Source organism: Arthrobacter sp. UNCCL28 (assembly GCF_900102805.1).
GTDB classification, from domain to species: Bacteria; Actinomycetota; Actinomycetes; order Actinomycetales; family Micrococcaceae; genus Arthrobacter; species Arthrobacter nicotinovorans_A.
In genome coordinates this window covers 812,320-832,953 of record NZ_FMWE01000001.1, presented here as the reverse complement: position 1 = coordinate 832,953, position 20,634 = coordinate 812,320, and the positions used below count along the sequence as shown (strand labels likewise).

The 20,634-nt window shown below is 63.1% G+C and carries 17 protein-coding genes and 1 tRNA gene; 9 read left to right on the top strand and 9 right to left on the bottom strand.

What is annotated here, in order from left to right; translation table 11 throughout:
- Positions 1-250: 250 nt before the first annotated feature.
- From thrB to argS, 5 genes are read right to left on the bottom strand one after another with little or no spacing between them, the layout of a single operon-like run.
- The gene (gene thrB / locus BLQ01_RS03725; protein ID WP_026540128.1) at positions 251-1,225 is read right to left on the bottom strand and encodes a homoserine kinase; all 975 of its coding nucleotides are present in this window, start codon (positions 1,223-1,225) and stop codon (positions 251-253) included.
- 2 nt (positions 1,226-1,227) lie between these two features.
- Positions 1,228-2,331 carry a threonine synthase gene (gene thrC / locus BLQ01_RS03720; protein ID WP_026540127.1) on the bottom strand — a complete coding sequence of 368 codons (1,104 nt, stop codon included), beginning with the start codon at positions 2,329-2,331 and terminating at the stop codon, positions 1,228-1,230.
- Positions 2,332-3,648, bottom strand: a complete 1,317-nt coding sequence (locus BLQ01_RS03715) for a homoserine dehydrogenase (RefSeq protein ID WP_026540126.1) — start codon at positions 3,646-3,648, stop codon at positions 2,332-2,334.
- A complete protein-coding gene (gene lysA, locus BLQ01_RS03710) occupies positions 3,641-5,113 on the bottom strand; it encodes a diaminopimelate decarboxylase (protein ID WP_091550161.1) in 1,473 nt (490 codons plus the stop codon). The genes BLQ01_RS03715 and lysA overlap by 8 nt, the downstream gene beginning before the upstream one ends.
- Positions 5,114-5,117: 4 nt before the next feature.
- Positions 5,118-6,782 (bottom strand): arginine--tRNA ligase, encoded by a 1,665-nt coding sequence (gene argS, locus BLQ01_RS03705; protein ID WP_026546124.1) that lies wholly within the window; start codon positions 6,780-6,782, stop codon positions 5,118-5,120.
- A 217-nt stretch (positions 6,783-6,999) separates the two neighbouring features.
- On the opposite strand from argS, the gene BLQ01_RS03700 reads away from it, so the two are divergent.
- The 6 genes from BLQ01_RS03700 (at position 7,000) to BLQ01_RS03675 (ending at position 11,630) form a co-directional block, all read left to right on the top strand.
- Positions 7,000-7,485: an FMN-binding protein gene (locus tag BLQ01_RS03700; RefSeq protein WP_091550159.1), complete on the top strand. Its 486-nt coding sequence runs from the start codon at positions 7,000-7,002 to the stop codon at positions 7,483-7,485.
- Between the two features lie 4 nt (positions 7,486-7,489).
- Positions 7,490-8,362, top strand: a complete 873-nt coding sequence (locus BLQ01_RS03695) for an FAD:protein FMN transferase (protein ID WP_091550158.1) — start codon at positions 7,490-7,492, stop codon at positions 8,360-8,362.
- Complete coding sequence (locus BLQ01_RS03690) at positions 8,359-9,861, top strand: FAD-dependent oxidoreductase (RefSeq protein WP_091550156.1); 1,503 nt, start codon at positions 8,359-8,361, stop codon at positions 9,859-9,861. Before BLQ01_RS03695 ends, BLQ01_RS03690 begins: the two co-directional genes overlap by 4 nt.
- 118 nt (positions 9,862-9,979) lie before the next feature.
- Positions 9,980-10,052 (top strand) — tRNA-Arg (locus tag BLQ01_RS03685).
- Positions 10,053-10,208: 156 nt separating this feature from the next.
- Positions 10,209-11,249, top strand: coding sequence for a M4 family metallopeptidase (locus BLQ01_RS03680; protein ID WP_035760499.1), 1,041 nt, complete (start codon positions 10,209-10,211; stop codon positions 11,247-11,249).
- A 78-nt stretch (positions 11,250-11,327) separates the two neighbouring features.
- Positions 11,328-11,630, top strand: a complete 303-nt coding sequence (locus BLQ01_RS03675; protein WP_026540119.1) for a protealysin inhibitor emfourin — start codon at positions 11,328-11,330, stop codon at positions 11,628-11,630.
- A gap of 31 nt (positions 11,631-11,661) precedes the next feature.
- Here the strand turns inward: BLQ01_RS03675 and BLQ01_RS03670 are convergent, their stop codons facing one another.
- Positions 11,662-12,630: a GlxA family transcriptional regulator gene (locus BLQ01_RS03670; protein WP_026540118.1), complete on the bottom strand. Its 969-nt coding sequence runs from the start codon at positions 12,628-12,630 to the stop codon at positions 11,662-11,664.
- Positions 12,631-12,711: 81 nt separating this feature from the next.
- Here BLQ01_RS03670 and BLQ01_RS22280 point away from each other — a divergent pair, with 81 nt between their 5' ends.
- The 3 genes from BLQ01_RS22280 (at position 12,712) to hrpA (ending at position 17,997) form a co-directional block, all read left to right on the top strand.
- A complete protein-coding gene (locus BLQ01_RS22280) occupies positions 12,712-12,882 on the top strand; it encodes a hypothetical protein (RefSeq protein WP_167332875.1) in 171 nt (56 codons plus the stop codon).
- Positions 12,883-13,037: 155 nt separating this feature from the next.
- Entirely contained in the window at positions 13,038-14,030 is a 993-nt protein-coding gene (locus BLQ01_RS03665; RefSeq protein ID WP_091550155.1) for a helix-turn-helix transcriptional regulator, read from the top strand.
- Positions 14,031-14,043: 13 nt separating this feature from the next.
- Positions 14,044-17,997: an ATP-dependent RNA helicase HrpA gene (hrpA, locus tag BLQ01_RS03660; protein WP_091550153.1), complete on the top strand. Its 3,954-nt coding sequence runs from the start codon at positions 14,044-14,046 to the stop codon at positions 17,995-17,997.
- 60 nt (positions 17,998-18,057) lie between these two features.
- On the opposite strand, the gene BLQ01_RS03655 is transcribed toward hrpA, so the two are convergent.
- The 3 genes from BLQ01_RS03655 to BLQ01_RS03645 are packed head-to-tail and all read right to left on the bottom strand — an operon-like array spanning position 18,058 to position 20,569.
- On the bottom strand, positions 18,058-18,486 hold the full coding sequence (locus BLQ01_RS03655; RefSeq protein WP_091550151.1) for an HIT family protein: 429 nt from the start codon (positions 18,484-18,486) through the stop codon (positions 18,058-18,060).
- Positions 18,483-19,631 carry an NAD(P)-dependent alcohol dehydrogenase gene (locus BLQ01_RS03650; protein WP_091550150.1) on the bottom strand — a complete coding sequence of 383 codons (1,149 nt, stop codon included), beginning with the start codon at positions 19,629-19,631 and terminating at the stop codon, positions 18,483-18,485. The genes BLQ01_RS03655 and BLQ01_RS03650 overlap by 4 nt, the downstream gene beginning before the upstream one ends.
- Positions 19,631-20,569 carry a sulfurtransferase gene (locus tag BLQ01_RS03645; RefSeq protein ID WP_091550148.1) on the bottom strand — a complete coding sequence of 313 codons (939 nt, stop codon included), beginning with the start codon at positions 20,567-20,569 and terminating at the stop codon, positions 19,631-19,633. Before BLQ01_RS03645 ends, BLQ01_RS03650 begins: the two co-directional genes overlap by 1 nt.
- Positions 20,570-20,634: the final 65 nt, after the last annotated feature.

Here is a 20,634-nt window from a genome sequence, read left to right as displayed (position 1 = left end):
GTTCTGGGCTGCAGTTCAGATCTGCAGCCGGTGATTTCGGCCGTGCCTGATGGATTGTGGCCAACAGGGCCGGATACTGATCGTCATCACTGGAGCCGGTGACCCGGACAGCCGGCTGCTTTTTCAGGGAACAGAGAGAATTCTCGGCACCTGAGACAGGCCGGAAAGAGACGACACCACCAACGTTGGCACAGTTGACGAAAGGTACGGCGAAACACCGAGATCCAAAATCAGGGAACTGCCCGCGGCTTTACCGGCGGTGCACTTCCACTCTAGCACCTTGAACGTCCACAGCCAGCGTCATCACGCGCCAGCCAATCCCGGGTGTGTTGGACTCCGTGTAGGACCCAATGAATTCCTCGACAACGGCGGCTTCGCCAGGACCGTTGGCCAGCACCATGACAGTGGGACCTGCGCCGGAAACAACGGCCGCATGGCCGGCAGAACGAAGAGCCGAGATGAGGTCGGCGCTGGGGCGCATGGCCTGTGCCCTGTAGCTCTGGTGGAGGTAGTCCTCGGTAGCGGGCAACAGAAAGGCCGGCTGCGCGGTGAGCGCGTGGATCAGCAGTGCAGCACGTCCGGAATTCATGGCAGCAGCATGATGGCCCACTGAAGCGGGGAGTAACCCACGTGCAGTCTCCGTGGACAATTCAAAGTCCGGGACTGCGACTACCGGGATGACCGAAGGAGCAACGTCCGCTTTGGTACTGCTGTACTGCTCGCTGTCCTGCCAGGACAGCGCCAGTCCGCCGAAAATGGCGGGTGCGACGTTGTCCGGGTGGCCCTCCATCTCGCTGGTCAACTGAAGGATCCAGTCGCGATCCTTCCGCGATCCCTCCGGCACCAAGGCATTGGCGGCCGTCACTGCGGCCACTACGGCAGAAGCCGATGATCCGAGGCCACGACCATGGGGATTGACATTGTCCGCGGTGATTTTCAGTCCGGAGTGCTGGTAACCAAGGCGATCCAAGGCAAGATCAATGGCGCGCACCACCAGGTGGCTGGAATCCCGGGGAAGGGTTTCGGCGCCCTCACCGGAGAGCTCGAATTCAAGCTCTCCGGTGCTCAGGGTTTCTACCGTCAAGGTGTCGTAAATAGACAAGGCCAGGCCAAGGCTGTCGTAGCCAGGGCCCAGATTGGCGCTTGTACCGGGGACCTTGACCGTCAGCCGCTGGCCTGCCGCGACGAACGCACGATCAGTCGCGGTGGGCTGCGTTGATTCCACTCTTATTTTTCTTCCAGTCCCAGTTCTGCGGCAACGGTGACGACGTCGTTGGGCACCTTGACGGGCTGGACATCATGGCCATCCTCGGTGCGGAGAGCCCATTGCGGGTCCTTGAGGCCGTGACCGGTCACCGTGATGACGATGGTCTTTCCCGAAGGAACCTCGCCGGCAGCATGCTTCTTGATCAGGCCTGCGACGCCGGCCGCTGAGCCGGGTTCGACGAAGACACCTTCCTTGGCTGACAGCCAGCGGTGGGCTGCAAGGATTTCCTCGTCCGTGACGGCCTCAATCAGTCCACCGGATTCGTCGCGGGCAGCAACAGCCGTGTCCCATGAGGCGGGGTTGCCGATGCGGATGGCGGTTGCGATGGTGTCCGGTTCGGTGATCGGATGTCCGGCGACGAACGGCGCCGCGCCTGCAGCCTGGAAACCCCACATGATGGGCGTCTTGGTTGCAACGGCCGGCAGGGTTCCGTTGGCGGTCTCGAAGGGCGCGGAGTACTCCTTGTAGCCCTTCCAGTAGGCGCTGATGTTGCCGGCATTTCCGACTGGCAGCACATGGATGTCCGGAGCATCACCGAGCGAATCGACAATCTCGAAAGCACCTGTCTTCTGGCCCTGGATGCGGGCAGGGTTGACCGAGTTGACCAGGAATACCGGGTAGGACTCGCCGAGCTTACGGGCAATATCCAAGCAGTTGTCGAAGTTGCCGTCGACCTGCAGCAAAGTAGCGCCGTGGGCGATAGCCTGGCTCAGTTTGCCCATGGAGATTTTGCCTTCGGGAACCAACACCGCGCACTTCAGGCCCGCAGCAGTGGCGTAGGCAGCTGCAGAGGCGGAGGTGTTTCCGGTGGAAGCGCAGACCACTGCCTTGGCTCCGGCTTCAACTGCCGCTGTCATGGCCATGGTCATGCCGCGGTCCTTGAAGGATCCCGTGGGGTTCATGCCTTCGACCTTGAGGTACACCTCGGAGCCGGTGAGCTCGGAGAGCTGCCGGGCGTGGACCAAGGGCGTTCCGCCCTCACCGAGGGTAATGACCTTGGTGGCTTCCGTTACAGGCAAGCGATCAGCGTATTCGCGGATTACTCCGCGCCATTGGTGAGCCACTTAGACTCCTTCTACCCGCAGTACGGATGTCACAGAATTGATGACGTCCAGGCCCTTGACGGCCTCGACGGTTGCTGCGAGTGCAGCTTCGGATGCACGGTGCGTCACGATCTTGAGCTCAGCCGAGGCCACGTTCGACCCGGAGTCGCGGTGGATCGTCTGACGCATGATCTCGATGGAGACGCCGTTTTCCGCAAAGATATGGGCGATCCGGGCCAGAACACCGGCCTGGTCGGCGACGTCCAAGCCGATGTAGTAGCTCGTGGTGGAGGCGTCGATGGCCAGGGCCGGGACGTGTCCGGTGGTGGTTTCCGTGCGGCCGGGACCGCCCAGGACCAATCGGCGTGCTGCGGAAACGAGGTCACCCAGAACGGCAGAGGCCGTGGGGGTTCCGCCTGCACCCTGGCCGTAGAACATCAGTTCACCGGCGTTCTCTGCCTCGATGAAGACGGCGTTGAAGGCGCCACGCACCGCTGCCAGCGGGTGTTCGCGGGGCAGGAGTGTGGGATGGACGCGTACTGAAATGCCACTGCCATTGTCGGAGGAGTCGATCTTTTCGGCAATCGCCAGCAGTTTGATGACGAATCCGGCTTCCTTGGCAGAAGCGATATCAGCGGCGCTGACCTTGGTGATGCCTTCGCAGTACACATCGTCCAGGGAGAAACGGGTGTGGAAGGACAGCGAAGCCAGGATGGCCGCCTTGGCTGCTGCGTCATGGCCCTCGACGTCGGCAGTCGGGTCCGCTTCGGCGTAACCGAGGCGCTGGGCTTCGGCCAAGGCGTCGGCGAACTGCGCTCCAGTGGTGTCCATTTGGTCAAGGATGAAGTTGGTGGTTCCGTTGACGATGCCGAGGACCCGGGTGATGCGATCGCCGGACAAGCTGTCACGGATGGGACGCAGGATGGGGATGGCCCCGGCCACTGCGGCCTCGTAAGACAACTGGACCCCGGCCTTGTCGGCCTCTTCGTACAGGGTCGGTCCGTCCTGCGCCAACAGGGCCTTGTTGCCGGTGACAACGCAGGCGCCGTTTTGGATCGCCGTCAGGATCAGCGAACGCGCCGGCTCAATGCCACCCATCAGTTCGATGACGAGGTCGGCATCCTTGACCAGGGTGTCGGCATCGGTGGTAAAGAGTTCACGGGGCAGCTCGACGTCACGCGGAGCATCGATGGTGCGCACGGCGATCCCGGACAGTTCCAGGCGGGCGCCGCTGCGGGCAGCAAGGGCCTCGGCGTCGTCAATCAGAATCCGCGCGACCTGGGCCCCAACGTTGCCACAGCCCAGCAGGGCCACCTTCAAGGTTCGCACTTCAGACATTCGCCACTCCCATGTCGCGGTTCAAGAGATCTTCTTCGGTTTCCCCGCGGACAATCAGCCGGGCAGCTCCGTCGCGTACAGCGACAACGCCAGGCCGTGCCAGGTAGTTGTAATTGCTGGAGAGGGCCCAGCAGTAGGCGCCGGTACCCGGTACTGCGAGCAAATCACCGGCTGCCACATCCGCGGGCAGATATACATCTCTAACAACTATGTCGCCGCTCTCGCAATGTTTGCCCACTACGCGGGACAGCTGCGGAGCCGCCGAGGAGTCACGCGAGGCCAAAATGGCCGAATAATCCGCGTCGTACAGCACTGGACGGGCGTTATCGCTCATCCCGCCGTCCACCGACACATACCGGCGCGGATGCGTAACGTTCTTGTGCCCGTCTTCAGCCCCTGGGGCGTCGACACGGACGGTTTTAAGCGTGCCCACTTCATACAGGGTGAACGTGGTGCTGCCGACAATGGCGCGACCGGGTTCGATGGAGATCCGCGGCGGCTTGATGTCCAGTTCAGCGCACGTCGAACGCACGACGGCGGCCATGGCCTCTGCAATCTCCGCTGGCGGGCGGGGCGTGTCAACAGGGGTATAGGCGATGCCGTAGCCGCCACCGAGGTCCAATTCCGGCAAGACGATGGAGTACTTGGCTTGCATGGCGGCAAGGAAGCCCAGAAGCTTCTCCGCTGCAACGGCAAAACCGTCCGGCTCAAAGATCTGCGAGCCGATGTGGCAGTGCAGGCCCAGCAATTCGATGCCCGGGTAGGAGGTGGCTGCTGCCACAGCTTCCTCGGCTGCTGAAAGGCCGGCTTCTTCCGTGGAGTCCTCAGCCATGGACAGACCGAACTTCTGGTCCTCGTGCGCGGTGGCAATGAACTCATGGGTGTGGGCATGCACGCCGGGTGTCAGGCGCAGCATGACCTTGGCAATCTCGCCGCGACCGGACGCTATCTTGGCAACGCGCTCGAGTTCGTCGAGGCTGTCCACAACGATCCTGCCCAGCTTCATGTCCAGGGCGCGATTGATCTCGACGTCGGACTTGTTGTTGCCGTGCAAACCGAGGTTGGAGCCATCAATTCCAGCGCGGGCAGCTACAGCGAGTTCGCCTCCGGAACACGTATCCAGGCGCAGGCCCTCTTCCGCCACCCAGCTGGCCACGGCGGTGCACAGGAAGGACTTTCCTGCGTAGTAGACATCCACTCCCCCGCAGATGTCAGCGAAGGCGGCATCGAAGGCATCTTTGAAAGCCCTGGCCCGTGCGCGGAAGTCCGATTCGCTCATGACGAACAGCGGAGTTCCGAACTGCTCCTTGAGCTCACTAACGGAGACGCCTTCAACGGTGACCTCGCCGGCGTCGTTCTTTTCAACCCCGGCAGCCCACATGGGCTCTTGAAGTGCGTTGAGGTCCCCTGGGACGGCCAACCATTCGGGGGCAAGCGGAGAAGCGTGATCAGCGGCTGTGTTCATGGCCCTACATCCGTTCCGGCGCCGAGACGCCCAGCAGTTCGAGTCCGTTGGCAAGTACCTGGCTGGTGGCGTCATTGAGCCAAAGCCGGGTGCGGTTCACATCCAGGACGGGATCATCACCCTGCGGAGATACCCGGCAGGCGTCGTACCAGCGGTGATAGGCCCCGGCGATGACCTCAAGGTGGCGTGCCACCCGGTGTGGCTCGCGCAGCTCGGCGGCCTTGGCCACGATGGACGGGTAACTGCCCAGGTAGGAAAGGAGCTCGTTTTCCGTGGGGTGATCCAGGAGCGAGGCATCGAAGGCATCCACGCCATCAACCTGGCGCTCCACTCCGGCCTCGGCCGCGTTGCGTGCTGTGCCGCGGGAACGGGCGTGGGCGTACTGGACATAGAACACAGGATTCTCGTTGCTGTGCTTCTTCAGCAGTTCCGGATCCAACGTCAGAGGTGAGTCGGCGGGGAAACGCGCCAGGGAATAGCGGACAGCGTCTTTGCCGAGCCAGGAAATAAGGTCCTTGAGCTCGATGATGTTGCCCGCACGCTTGGACAGCTTTGCGCCGTTGACCGAGACCAACTGGCCGATGAGGACCTCGATGTTGACCTCCGGGTCATCGCCGGCACAGGCTGCAATGGCCTTGAGCCGGTTGATGTATCCATGGTGGTCCGCGCCGAGGAGGTAAATCTTCTCGGTAAATCCGCGGTCCTTCTTCGAAAGGTAGTAGGCAGCGTCCGCGGCGAAGTAGGTGGGTTCGCCATTGGCGCGGATCATGACGCGGTCTTTGTCGTCACCGAAGTCCGTGGTGCGCAGCCAAACGGCATCGCCGTCGTCAAAGACGTGGCCCTGTTCGCGAAGGCGGGAGACGGCTGATTCGATCGCACCGGCGTCGTGCAGTTCCTTCTCCGAGAAGAAGACATCGAAGTGGACGCCAAATTCCGCCAGGGTGGTCTTGATATCGGCCATCTGCGCCTCATAGGCAGCAGCACGGATCACCGGCAGGGCGGCCTCATCCGTCAGTTCACGGATGTCCGGGTGCGCCTTGAGGACTTCGTCGCCAAGTTCGCGGATGTATTCGCCCGGGTATCCGCCCTCGGGCACTCCGCGGCCGTGCAGGCGGGAGAGGACCGAGTTGGCGAAGACGTTCATCTGCGAGCCGGCGTCGTTGATGTAGTACTCAGCGGTGACGTCGGCGCCGGAAGCACGCAGGACACGGGCAATCGCATCACCAAGTGCGGCCCAACGGGTGTGCCCGATGTGCAGCGGCCCTGTGGGGTTCGCCGAGACGAACTCCATGTTCACCACGCGGCCTGCGAGCGCCTGGTTGGTTCCATAGCTGGTTCCGGCCTCGACGATGGCTTTGGCAAGGGCGCCGGCAGTGGCGGCATCCACAGTGATGTTGAGAAATCCGGGACCTGCGATCTCCACGCCGCTGACGCCGGGAATGCCTTGCAGGTGGTTGCTGAGGATACCGGCGAATTCGCGCGGATTCATGCCTGCCTGCTTGGAGAGCTGGAGGGCGATGTTGGTGGCCCAGTCTCCATGATCCCGGTTCTTGGGTCGCTCCACCCGCACGGATTCGGGTACGGCAGATTCCGTCAAGGCGATTTCGCCGCTGGAGACGGCGTCCTTAAGGCAGGCGGATATGGCAGCAGAGAGTTCTTCGGGAGTCACGCATCTAGCCTACCGGGGGCCTGCAAAGTCGCGGAATTGGGGGTTCCTTATGTGGATAGTCACGTCACAGGCGGGGCACAGCCATGAGAGCCCGGTGGCACAGACTGAACCATTACGCTGAATTCAACGTTGTGAACACGTAGGAGGCGGCCTGGTCCGCCCTCCTGCGAGCACCAGCCCCAAGACCGATTCTTGTCCAGTTGAAACGAGCAGAACCATGACTACGCCACTCCGCAAGAGCATTTACGCCGGATTTGCCGGCCTCTCCCTCATCGGTGCCGTGGCCGGCTGCGCCCCTTCTTCGCAATCGCCGGCCGCCGAATCCACGCCGGCTGCCGAAAACGGCGGTCAGGCGAGCACCACAAGCCCCACCTCTTCTTCGTCCGGCTCAGCCGCGGCGGGAACATCCACCTATAAGGACGGTACCTACAGCGCCGACGGCACGTACACCTCCCCCAACGGCCAGGAGACCGTTGGCGTGGAATTGACGTTGGCCGGTGACAAAGTTTCAGCAGTCAACATCACCACCCACCCCTCAAACCCCAACACCAAGAAGTTCCAAGGCGAGTTCGCCGGCGGAATCTCGGCACAGATTGTCGGCAAGAACATCGATGAACTGAACGTCTCCAAGGTGGCCGGCTCCTCCCTGACCTCCGGCGGCTTCAATGACGCCGTGGAACAGATCAAGTCCCAGGCCAAGTAGCACCATGCCGCACCCGGACTGGGCCTCCTTCAGCTTTGACGGCATCGGGACACGCTGGGAAGTTTCGACGCCGGAGGCATTGGTACCGGCCGTGCGGCACCAACTGCTGGAAACAGTCAGTGAGTATGACCGGACGTATTCGCGGTTCAGGCCGGACTCCCTGGTGTCCGGCCTGTCCCGGGGGCCGGGCAGGATCACGTTGCCCGGACACGCCACAGCCCTTCATCAGGTCTACGACACCCTGTATCGGCTCAGCGGGGGAACCATGAGCCCGCTCATCGGCAGCAGCCTGGAACGGCTTGGCTACGATCCCCTGTACTCTCTGGTGCCCGCCGGAAGTCCCCAGGCCCCGCCACGCTGGGAAGATGTCCTCGAGTGGACTGGTACTTCCCTGGCTGCCACCGAACCGGTGGTCCTGGACGTGGGGGCAGCAGGAAAGGGCCAGTTGGTGGACCTGCTGGGTGGGGTCCTGCGTTCAAAGGGTCATTCCGACTTCCTGGTGGATGGGAGCGGCGACATGCTCCACTCGGGGACCCATCCCGTGATGGTCGCCTTGGAGCATCCCTATAACCCGGGCCAAGCCATTGGAACTGTTGAACTGAACAATTCCGCGCTCTGCGCCTCCGCTTCCAACCGGCGCGCCTGGGGAGATGGGCTGCACCACGTCCTGGACGGGACCACCGGCAAACCCATTTACACCACAGTGGCCACCTGGACCATGGCGGCGAGCGCGCTGGTGGCCGATGCCGCGGCTACTGCCCTGTTCATGATTGAACCGGCCCGTTTGCAGGAGGAGTTCGATGTCGCCTGGCTCAGGGTGTCCTCCAGTGGTGCCGCCACGTTTTCGGAGAGTTTCGAGGGGAGACTGTTCTCATGATTGCCGTTAAGTCCCGGGTGGATACCTGGTTGGGACGCTTCACGATGTACCGGTTGATCCTATGGGTGTTGGCCGTGCTGGTGGTCTTCAGCATGGTGCTTAATATCCTGGGCTGGCTGACGTTCGGGCTTCCGGAAATGCTGGTGCACCTGGCGCTGTGCCTTGGGGTGACCTATGCCTCCAACCGTTTGTTGGCCGCCGTCTTCCGTGTCAGGCCGCACACGGAGTCCTCCCTGATTACGGGGCTGCTGCTCTATTTCCTGTTTTGGCCCGCGTTCGGGATAACGGACATGACCGGTGTTGCCTTGGCCTGCGTGGTAGCGAGCGTCTCCAAGTACGCGCTGGCATTCCGGGGGCGGCACATCTTCAATCCTGCCGCGGCCGGCGCGTTTGTCACTGGCCTGACGGGATTGAACATTGCCACGTGGTGGGCTGCAACCCCGGCTATGCTCTGGCTGCTGGTCCCGGGCGTGCTGCTTGTCCTGTACCGCACGCGCAAAATGCTCATGGCCACGGTGTTCCTGGTGGTGGCTGCCGGCATTATCACCGTGGAACTGATGAGCCGCAGCATGACGTTCGGGCAGGCCTTGTGGCAGTCCTTCGCCCAGCGGCCCCTGTTGTTCTTCGTGGGCTTCATGCTTTCCGAACCCCTTACCCTCCCGCCCCGGCGCTGGCAGCAGTTGGCGCTTGCCGGCGTCGTGGGCGTTGTTTTTGCGGTTCCCTATAATTTCGGGTTCATCGCCAACTCCCCCGAACTGGCGTTGTTGCTGGGCAACCTTGTGGCGTTCTTCCTGGGCCAGCGCGGCGGGGTTGAGCTGACGTTCAAAGGTGCCAGGGCCCTGACCCCTGGCACTACGGAGTTCCGGTTTGAGCCGCAGCGCCCTGTGCGGTTCGAGGCCGGGCAATTCATGGAACTCAACCTCCCGCACTCCGCCTCCGACGGCAAGGGCCGCAGGCGGGTCTTCAGCATCACAAGCCCCCCGGGGGCTGATGAGCTGACGTTCGGCGTCGGGACCGCCGAGCCGCTGTCCACGGCAAAACGGGCATTGCTGGCTTTGCAGCCAGGAGACAAGCTTTCGGCCACAGCCGTGGGCGGAGACTTTCTTTTACCGCACGACGCCGGGCGGCCGGTCCTGCTGATGGCTGCGGGCATCGGTATCACGCCCTTCCTCTCACAGTTGGCCGCAGATGCGCCGGCACGTGACACCGTGGTTCTCTACCTCGCCAAAAGTCGGGAGGAACTGGCCGGCGTGGAGCAGTTGGAGGCCTCAGGGGCCACGGTAATTGCCAGGTTGGCCGACGGTTCCGCTCCGCCGGAGTTCATGACAGACGCCGGCGCCGCCAGGATCGATGCGGCCCGACTCAAGGAGTTGGTGCCTGACATCGGGGAACGCGAAGTCTTCGTTTCCGGGTCACCGGCGAGCGTCGATTCGCTGCGCGCCGCGGCCCGTTCTGCCGGGGCGCGGCGTGTCCACGTGGATTCATTTGCCGGGTATTGATCCCCAGAGAGCAGATGGTCCACGGCAGAGCTTGCCGGCGGAGAGCCGGGTTTTCATTTGCGGCTCAGTGGCTGCTAAGCTCTAGGACGTCCCACCGGCAACGGAGGGAACCCTGGATGCCCTCGTAGCTCAGGGGATAGAGCGTCTGCCTCCGGAGCAGAAGGCCGTAGGTTCGAATCCTATCGAGGGCACAACGAATACCCCGCCAGTTCGCTGGCGGGGTATTTTTGTGTGCCGGTTACCCGCTATCAGTTCAAGGCTTGCCGGGCATGCACCGCAATTTTGTCTGCGGCTGCTCCTAGTCTGAATTCAGTTGGTCTTTCCGATAGCCAAAGGGGTTTGCCGTGATGTGCTCGATCGTACCGCCGTACATGCTTCGCAAGATTGCCGCCCAGGACGAGCCACGGCTGCGGGCCGTGGCCAGAGCCGCCAAAGAGTCGCTGGTGCACATCAAGAACCTGCAGGCCATCCGCACCGCGCCCGTTCCCCCGGCTCCGCCCAGTGCCCGCCAGGCCAAGCCCGGACCACCCAAGCGGACCATCTACGACGCCGGTTCTTCAGAGGCCTTGCCCGGCCGGGTTGTCCGGAAGGAAGGCGCGGAGCCCGTGGAGGACACCGCTGCCAATGAGGCCTACGATGGCCTCGGAAGCACGCACCGCCTGTATGGAGAGATCTTCGGCAGGGACTCCATCGACGACGCCGGCCTGGCCCTTGATGCGACCGTCCACTACGGGAAGCTCTATGACAACGCCTTCTGGGACGGCTCCCAGATGGTCTTTGGCGACGGTGACGGACAGATCTTCCAGCGCTTCACCAAGTCCGTCAGCGTTATAGGCCACGAACTCGCGCACGGTGTCACCCAGTACACTGCCAACCTGGCATACCGGAACCAGGCCGGTGCACTCAACGAATCCATGTCGGACGTTTTCGGCGTCCTCGTGGAGCAATACCTGAAACAGGAATCTGCGGCGAGTGCCAGTTGGCTCATCGGCGAAGGCCTCTTCACCGACCAGGTCCAAGGCGCTGCCTTGCGCTCCATGAAAGCACCGGGCACCGCCTACGATGACGACATCCTCGGCAAGGATCCGCAGCCGGATTCCATGGACACTTACGTTCGCACCAGCGCCGACAACGGCGGGGTGCATATCAACTCCGGCATCCCCAACAAGGCTTTCTACGTGGTGGCCTCGGAACTGGGCGGGGCAGCGTGGGAGGCGCCCGGACAGATCTGGTACAGCACGCTGACAAGCGGATTGCTCCCGGCGACCTGCACCTTTGGCAAATTTGCCAAGACCACCGCAGCTACCGCCGTGGACCTCTTCGGTTCAGGCTCGGCAGAGCATGACGCCGTCCTGAAGGCATGGGAGACTGTGAAGGTCAAGGTTTAGTCGGATGGCGGGACCGGACGGCTTGGTGCGGTCCCGCTGGCTGACTGACGGAAAACGTCGAACGAGAAGCAGCCGGCCATGAAGATCACCGTCCAACGCAGTGGGGGAATTGCAGCGATGACACGCGTCTGGAGCGTGGACGCAGTCTCTCCTGATGACAAGGAACGATGGGTCCCCATGGTGGAGGCTTGCCCTTGGGATGAAGCCAAAAGCCAGGCACGGGCAGCCAACGAGCCGGACCGGTTCATGTACTCCATCAGGGCAGGCCAACGGCGCGCAACCCTCCCGGACCGCGCTGTCACAGGGCCTTGGCAGGAACTGGTGGAGTGTGCCAAGGCCGAGGGGTCCGAGTCCCGCGGCCGGCTCGGAGGAAGGCGCTGAAAGACCGCGCCCGCCTTGGTCCTTGGCGCCCCTAGATAGCCTCCGCCAACTGGCCCCGGAACGCGCGGCGGTAACTTTGCGGGCTCGTGTCCAGCACCTTCGTGAAGTGATGGCGGAGGAGCACCGAATGTCCGAAGCCCGCTTCCCTGGCGATCTCGTCAATGTTCAGCTCCGTACTCTCCAAGAGCTCCTGGGCCCTGAGCACCCGCTGGGAATTCAACCAGGCGGCTGGAGTAGTACCTGTCTCGGCCCTGAAGCGTCGGGCGAAGGTCCTTGGCGACATATGGAGGCGGGCCGCCAACTCGTTCACGCTGTGTTCCTGGTCGAGGTGTTCCACCATCCACCGGAGGAGTTCTTCCATGGGCGCGGACCCGCAGCGGGGCATGGGACGGTCGATGAACTGGGCCTGACCACCATCGCGATGCGGCGGAACCACCATGTCGCGCGCTATGGCGGCTGCAACATTGGCTCCCAGTTCAACGCGGACCAGGTGCAGGCAGGCATCGATCCCCGCCGCTGTCCCGGCACTGGTGATGATGGTCCCGTCCTGTACATAGAGGACGTTCTCATCCACGATCGCCGAGGGGTATCGGCCGGCGAGGTCCTGCGAGTAGTGCCAGTGGGTGGTACACCGGCGTCCGTCCAGCAGCCCTGCCCGCGCCAGTGCATAGGCGCCTGAGCAAATCGACATCACCCACGCGCCCCTGGCATGGGCATTGCGCAGGGTTTCCAGTACTGACTCCGGGAGTTCCTGGTCCCGGCCGAAGGGCGCCATGATGACGAGGTCTGCATCGGCTGCTGCTTCGAGGCCGAGGTTCACATGAAGGGACAGACCGGACTTCATGAGGATATCCCCCGGCTCGGGTGCAACCACCCGGAAGTCGAAAGCCGGAACGCCGGCGCCCCTGTCCGTCCGGTCGATGCCAAAGACCTCGAAAGCCGTGCCGAATTCGAAGACCGAGAAGTTGGGAACCACGATCACTGCCACTGATTTCAACATGTTTCCAGTGTGGCAGAAAATTATCTAAATGGGGCATTTCTGCCACTGTTTCCAGGCGTTCCACAGGAGCAGGCTTGAGACATGGAAATCTTCGGAATCATCCTCTTCATCGTCCTTATCACCTCCGTCGCAGCCACCGTCTCAGCCTTGTTGAAGGACGGCCGCGGCCACAACCCGCCCATTGAGTCCAAGGAACCCTGGAGTGCCTTCGAGGCTCCCAGCACGCCGTACTGGAACCCCCGCATTTACTAGGACATGCCGGGAAACTGCACCTCTTCGCATGCCCACCACCCGTCCGACGCCCGCCGTTCGCGGAATTCTGCGCAGATTCCCCAAACGGCGGGCGTTCCTTCGCCGGCCCACGCGGCGAGGGCTCAACATCCCGCATATGGACTAGATTCACTTCCATGATCCAAACCTCCGCGCGGCTCCTTCAACTGCTGTCCTTGTTGCAGGTGCGCCGGGAGTGGACGGGACCGGCACTCGCTGACCGCATGGGCGTGACCGAACGGACCGTGCGCCGTGACATCGACAAGCTGCGCAACCTCGGGTATCCCATCCATGCATCCCCGGGAATCGCAGGCGGCTACCAGTTGGGAGCGGGCGCACAACTGCCGCCGCTGCTGTTGGACGACAACGAAGCGCTGGCAGTGGCACTGGGATTGAATTCCGTAGCTGCTGGGCCCGTTGCCGGGATTGGCGAGGCCTCTGTACGCGCCTTGGCAAAACTGGAACAGGTGCTGCCATCGAGGCTGCGCCCCAGGTTCGCCATGCTGAAAGCAGCGGTGACCACGTTGCCCAGCAATGCGGCCACGGTTGATCCGCAACAGCTGACCGTGGTTTCAGCGGCGATCTCGGACCGGCGCCAGATTTCCTTTGACTACGTCACCTCCGAAGGCGAGGCTGCACGCCGGCTCGTGGAACCCTACAGATTGGTCGACACAGGAAGGCGCTGGTACCTGGTGGCCTGGGACGTGGACCGGGAAGACTGGCGGACCTTCCGCGCCGACCGTTTCGCCTCACTTCCGTCCGAACGAAAAAGATATACGCCCCGTGCCTTGCCCGCCGAGGACCTGGCAGCCTACGTGCAGCAGTCCATCACCCGCTCCCCCTACAGGTTTGACGTCGTGGTGCGGCTTAACGAGCCCTTGGCGGAGGTGGCCGCCGTCGTCAGCCCGCAGTACGCGACGCTGACCGCCGATGGTCCGGGAGCAACCATCCTGCGCTCAGGATGGGACAACCTGGCCGCCCCGGCTGCTTATCTTGCCGCCCTGGACATGGACTTTGAGATCCTTGAGCCGGAGGAATTCAGGTCCTTCGCCCGCCACCTTTCCTTCCGGCTTGCTGCCGCAGCGGGCACTGTGACGGAGGACGCGGACGCGGAACCGCAGCCACAGTAGACTGGCAGCAGCCATGACACTTCATATTTCCTACCCCGCTGAGCTGCCCGTCTCCGAGCGCCGCGAGGATCTGATGGCGGCCATCGCCGCCAACCAGGTGACCATCATCGCCGGCGAGACCGGCTCGGGCAAGACCACCCAGATCCCCAAGATGTGCCTCGAACTCGGCCTTGGAGACAAGGGCCTGATCGGCCATACCCAGCCCCGCCGGTTGGCGGCCCGTACCGTCGCTGAGCGCATTGCCTCTGAGCTGGGGGTTGAGATCGGCCAGGAAGTGGGCTTCCAGGTCCGCTTCACCGGCGAGGTCAGTGCGGCCACCAAGATCAAGCTGATGACTGACGGCATCCTCCTCGCGGAGATCCAACGGGACAAACTGCTGCGTAAATACAGCACCATCATCATTGATGAGGCGCACGAACGCAGCCTCAACATCGACTTCATCCTGGGCTATCTCAAACGCATCCTCCCCCAGCGCCCCGACCTGAAGGTCATCATCACCTCGGCCACCATCGATCCCCAGCGCTTTGCCAAGCACTTCGGAAGCGAAGAAGAGCCCGCCCCCATCATCGAGGTCTCGGGCCGTACCTATCCGGTGGAGATCCGCTACCGGCCGTTGTCCCAGCCTGCCGGCGGCGACGAGGACAGCTCGGATGATGAACTCGAAGAGGACCGGGATCCCCTGGACGCGGTGTGTGACGCCGTGGACGAGCTCGCCAAGGAAGCACCCGGCGATATCCTCATCTTCTTCTCCGGTGAGCGCGAAATCCGCGACGCCGCCGAAGCCATCAACGGGCGTATCCAGAGCAACCGCCGCCTGGCCGGGACCGAAGTCCTTCCACTTTTTGCCCGGCTGAGCCTTCAGGAGCAACACCGGGTCTTCAATCCCGGGGGCAAACGGCGCATCATCCTGGCCACCAACGTGGCTGAAACCTCGCTGACCGTCCCGGGGATCAAGTACGTGATCGACACCGGGACCGCCCGTATTTCCCGTTACTCCCACCGGACCAAGGTCCAGCGCCTGCCGATCGAGCGGGTGTCCCAAGCCTCGGCCAGCCAGCGCTCGGGCCGGTGCGGGCGTGTGTCCGAGGGCATCGCCATCCGTTTGTACTCGGAGGAAGATTTCGAGTCGCGTCCGCAGTTCACGGATCCGGAAATCCTCCGGACAAACCTCGCAGCCGTCATCCTCCAGATGACCGCCATGGGCGTGGCCCGCAGTCCCAAGGACGTGGAGAACTTTCCGTTCGTGGAGCCGCCTGATTCCAGGGCAATCAACGACGGCGTCACGCTCCTTCGCGAACTCGGTGCGTTGAGTTCACCCAAGTCAGGTGACGGCAGTGGCGGCGGCCGCAGCGGCAGCGGCCTCACCGCCGTCGGGCAAAAACTTGCCCAGTTGCCGGTGGATCCCCGGCTGGGCCGCATGATTGTCGAGGCCGGCAAGCGCGGCTGTGTCCGCGAAGTCATGATCCTTGCTGCGGCACTGACCATCCAGGACCCCCGTGAACGGCCAACGGACAAGCAGCAACTGGCCTCGGAAAAGCACGCGCGCTTCCGGGACGAGCTCTCCGATTTCACCGGCTTCCTCAATCTCTGGAACTACATCCAGGAGAAGCAGCGCGAGTTGTCCTCCACCCAGTTCCGGAAATTGTGCCGCAACGAGTTCATCAACTACTTGCGGGTCAGGGAGTGGCAGGATCTCTTCACGCAGCTCAGGCAAATGGCCAAGCCCTTGGGCATCGCCCTGGACAACAAACGCGAAGCCGATCCCGTGGGCAACTACGAGGGCATCCACATCAGCCTGCTCTCGGGACTACTAAGCCATATTGGCCTGCTGGATGAACGCAAGCGTGAGTACGCCGGGGCGCGCGGCAGCCGCTTCGCCATCTTCCCGGGCTCGGCATTGTTCAAGAAGTCGCCGACTTTTGTCATGGCAGCTGAACTGGTGGAAACCAGCCGGTTGTGGGCCAGGGTCGCTGCCAAGTTCGATCCCCTGTGGGCTGAGCAGGTGGCTCCGGACCTTGTGAAGCGCTCTTACAGCGAACCCCACTGGTCCTCCCGCCAAGGCGCAGTCATGGCCCATGAGAAGGTCACCCTCTACGGCGTGCCGATCATTCCCCAGCGCCGGATCAACTATGGCCGGGTGGATCCTGAACTCTCGCGCGAACTTTTCATCCGGCACGCCCTGGTGGAGGGCGAGTGGAAAACCCACCACAAGTTCTTCCACCGTAACCGGGCACTGCTGCAGGAAATCGAAGAACTCGAAACGCGCATGCGACGCCGCGACATCCTGGTGGACGACCAAACGCTGTTCGAGTTCTACGACGCACGCGTGGGCAAGGAAGTGGTCTCCGAGAGGCACTTTGACAAGTGGTGGAAGGACGCCCGCCAGTCCGATCCCACAATGCTGGACTTCGACCAATCGCTGCTCATCAGCGAGGACGCCGATGCCTTGGACGACTCCGCCTATCCCCAGACCTGGCTGCACAGGGGCTTCGAGCTCCCCCTGAGCTACGAATTCCATCCCGTTGCACCGGGGTCTGCCCCCAACCCATCGGACGGTGTCACCGCCGAGGTCCCTGTGTTGTTCCTCAACCAGTTGGACGATGCCCCGTTCCGTTGGCAGATACCTGGCCAGCGCGTAGAACTTGTCACGGCACTGATCAAGTCGCTGCCCAAGCAGGTGCGGAAGAACTTCGTCCCTGCCCCTGATGTGGCCCGGCAGGCAACTGCTGCCCTTGAAGCGGACTTTGACCCGGCTGCCGATGAGCTGGAGCCGTCGTTGGAGCTGGTGCTTCGCCGCCTCCGTGGGCATGTTATTCCCCCCGGTTCCTGGAACTGGGATGCCGTGCCATCGCATTTGCGGGTGAGTTTCAAGGTGGTGGACAGCAAGGGGAAGGTCCTGGACGAAGGCAAGGACCTTGCCGGGCTCCAGGAAAGGCTTGCCCCTGCCACACGCCGCGCAATCGCCGAATCCCTTGGCGCTACCCCGGCCACTACCGCACCTGCCAAAGCCGGCAAGGCTTCCGGTGCGGCGCGCACGGCAAACGGCCAGGGACCCGACGCCACTGCTGCCTCCGGAAGCCGGACTGATGCTGCAGTGGCTGAACGCAGCGGCATCACGGAGTGGGACTTCGGGACTGTGGAACGGCAGGTAACGCGTACTGTCAAGGGCCACTCCGTCACCGGCTTCCCGGCAGTGGTTGACGAAGGAACCACTGTGGCCCTGCGGGTCTTCCAGACCAAGGCAGAACAGGAAGCCGCCATGCGTGGCGGCGTCATCAGGCTGCTGGCCCTGCGGATTCCGCCTCCTGACCGCTACGTGCTGGAGCACCTGAGCAACATGGAAAAACTGACCTTCAGCCAAAACCCGCACGGATCCGTCAGTGCTTTGATTGCGGACTGCGCCCTGGCGGCCATCGACAAACTGACGCCCCAGGAACTGCCGTGGGACAGGAAGTCCTTCGATGCGTTGTATGAAGTAGTCCGTGCGGAACTCATCGATACCGTGTTCACGGTGACGGCCGTCGTCGAACGCGTTCTGGCCAGTACGCGACGCATCCAGAAGGAGCTGAAGTCCAACGCAAGCCTGCCGCTCATCAGTGCCCTCAATGACATGAAGTCGCAGCTGGAGCAGTTGGTGCATCCCGGCTTTGTGGCACAGACGGGCTATGCCCAGCTCAGCCAGTTGCCGCGATACTTGCAGGCGATCGAGAAGCGGCTGGAAAAGCTTCCCGGCAACGTCCAGCGCGATGGACTCAACATGGCGGTCGTGCAGGCGCTCGAGGACGACTACGACGACGCCGTTTCCGCACTTCTCCCGGGACGCCGCGCCGGCACTGAGTTAACACGGGTGCGCTGGATGATCGAAGAGCTGCGGGTCAGCCTCTTTGCCGTAGAACTTGGAACCGCGTACTCGGTCTCTGAGAAGCGTATCCGGACGGCACTGAACCAGGCCTTGGCTCCGGCCTAGCTGGGGACAAAAAACCCGGCGGTGCCGATTCAGCACCGCCGGGTTAACTTTGTTGGACCCTCAATCCTGTGGGACGGCGTCTCCATGGCCGGCCGAGCGCAGGGCGGCACGGAGCTTCACGGCGGTGGCGTCCATGACAGCCGGATCCGGGTTGTGGTCCACGTTGTGGATTTCGAAGTCGGCCGTTGAGTAGGCAGGCCACACGTGCACATGCAGGTGGTCCACTTCGATGCCTTCCATCAGGACACCTACTCGTTTGGCGTTGAACAGCTCCTCTTGGACCTTTCCGATGCTTTGGGCAACATCCATGACCCTGGCAAGCAGTTCAGGACTGGCGTGGGTCCACGAGTCAACCTCTTCGCGGGGCACCACCAGAGTGTGTCCGGGGGTGATGGGCGCGATGGTCAGGAACGCCACCACGTCCTGGTCCTTCCAGACAAAGCGGCCCGGAATCTCCCCGTTGATGATCTTGGTGAACAGCGTGCTCATACGTCTGCCCTTTCGGTTGGTTCCTGGAGTGTTGAAGTGTCCAGGACAAAACGGTACTTGACTTCGCCGGCCACCATTCGGTCATAGGCCTCGTTCAGCTGTTCGGCCCGCACCACTTCGATGTCGCTGGCAACCCCGTGTTCAGCACAGAAGTCAAGCATTTCCTGCGTTTCCTCGATGCCGCCAATCAGCGAACCTGCATAGGCAAGCCGGCGGCGGATGAGCAGCCCCGGGCTGACAGGCGGCATGTCATCGGCCGGAAGGCCCAGCTGGAAGAGTGCGCCGTCCAAACGAAGCGTGCGGAAATAGGGGTTGAGGTCATGCGGTGCCGCAACCGTGTCAATGATGACGTCAATGCTCCGGTTGGCAGCTTCCATGGCGTCCGCGTCCTTGGACAGGACCACGTGGTCGGCCCCCAGCTGGCGGGCAGCGTCGAATTTGGACTCGGAGGTAGTGAAAACCGTAACCTCCGCACCCATGGCCTTGGCGATCTTGACGGCCATGTGGCCCAAACCGCCCAAACCCACCACCCCAACGGCGTCCCCTTCTTCGACGTCGAAGTAGCGCAGCGGTGAATAGGTGGTGATCCCGGCGCACAGCAAAGGAGCTGCAGCTGCGGGGTCGAGTTTTTCCGGGACGCGCAACACGAAACGGCGGTCCACTACGATCGACGTCGAGTAGCCGCCTTGCGTAATGGCATCGCCCTGCCGCGGATCAGCTGCCCCGTAGGTGCCCACGTTGCCTCGTTCGCAGTACTGCTCCAGGCCTTCCAGGCAGCTCTCGCATTCCCGGCAGGAATCCACCATGCAGCCCACACCCACATGGTCCCCTGGAGCGAACTCCTTGACGTCGGAACCCACGCGGGTTACCCGGCCAACAATTTCATGGCCAGGAACCAGCGGGTACGGCGGAACCCGCCATTCACCCCGCGTTGCGTGGACATCCGAGTGGCACAAGCCGCAGAACTCAATCGCGATCTCTACGTCATCAGGTGTCGGTGCCCGCCGGGCAACGGTCAGGGGCACCAAGCCGCTGTCCGGGGAGGTGGCACCGTACGCTGCAGCCAAGGTGGCGCTTCCGGTTCCGCTGGTGTCCGGAGTGATGGGCTTGGCAAGGGGCGGGGGTACTGGTCGTCCAGGAGTCATTATCCGACGCTACTCCCGCCGACGCTGCTTGTGCCAGTTGGGCCGGTTGAGCCAGTTGGGCCATCACCATCAGCGGGCTCCTCCAACGGCTCACCGCCCACAGCCACAGGGTTCCCAGTGTTGGTGGACCACTGGGAAAAGGACCCCGGGTAGAGGGCGGCCTTGTACCCGGCGATGTGCAGCGCGGCGATCTCATGGCTCGCCGTTACGCCGGATCCGCAATAGACCGCCACGGCAGAGGCCCCACCCAGGCCCAGCGCGTCAAAGCGGCGGCGTAGTTCTTCGGCTGGCAGGAACTTTCCCTCGGCCGAGATGTTTTCGGTGGTGGGGGCGCTCAAGGCGCCGGGAATGTGCCCGGCCCGTGGATCGATCGGTTCCACTTCGCCCCGGTAGCGCTCCCCCGCCCGGGCATCAAGCAACACTCCATGGCGGTGCCACTGCCCGGCTTCGGCTTCGCTGATGACCGGCATCATGCCCTCGCCAAGGGAAACATTCCCGACGGCGGGCCTAACCTCGCCTGTCTCAACGGGGTAGCCGGCCGCGCGCCAGGCGGCCAGGCCGCCGTCGAGCAGGTAGACGGACTCCAGGCCGGCGTTCCGCAACATCCACCAAGCACGTGCCGCAGCCATGCTCCCGCTGTTGTCGTACGCAACCACGGTGTCGCCGTCGTTGATCCCCCATCGCCGCGCTGCATCCTGGAACCGTTCCGGCGGGGGCAACGGGTGCCGGCCGAAACCCGGCCCGGCGTGGTCGGCCAGCTCAGTGGGAAGGTCCACGAACACGGCGCCGGGAAGGTGCGCTGCCAGATACTCGCTGTGTCCATCCGTCCGGCCGAGCACCCACCGGACATCCAGGAGCACAGTCCGCACCCCTGAACCGGGACGATCGTGTGAACCGAGACGATCCCGCAGTTCCGGGGCACTTATCAGCGTGGCCATCGATTTCTCCTTCATTTCTGCCGCAAGGGGCTGGCGTTGCCGCCGGCGCCCGGATTCCAGCCTAG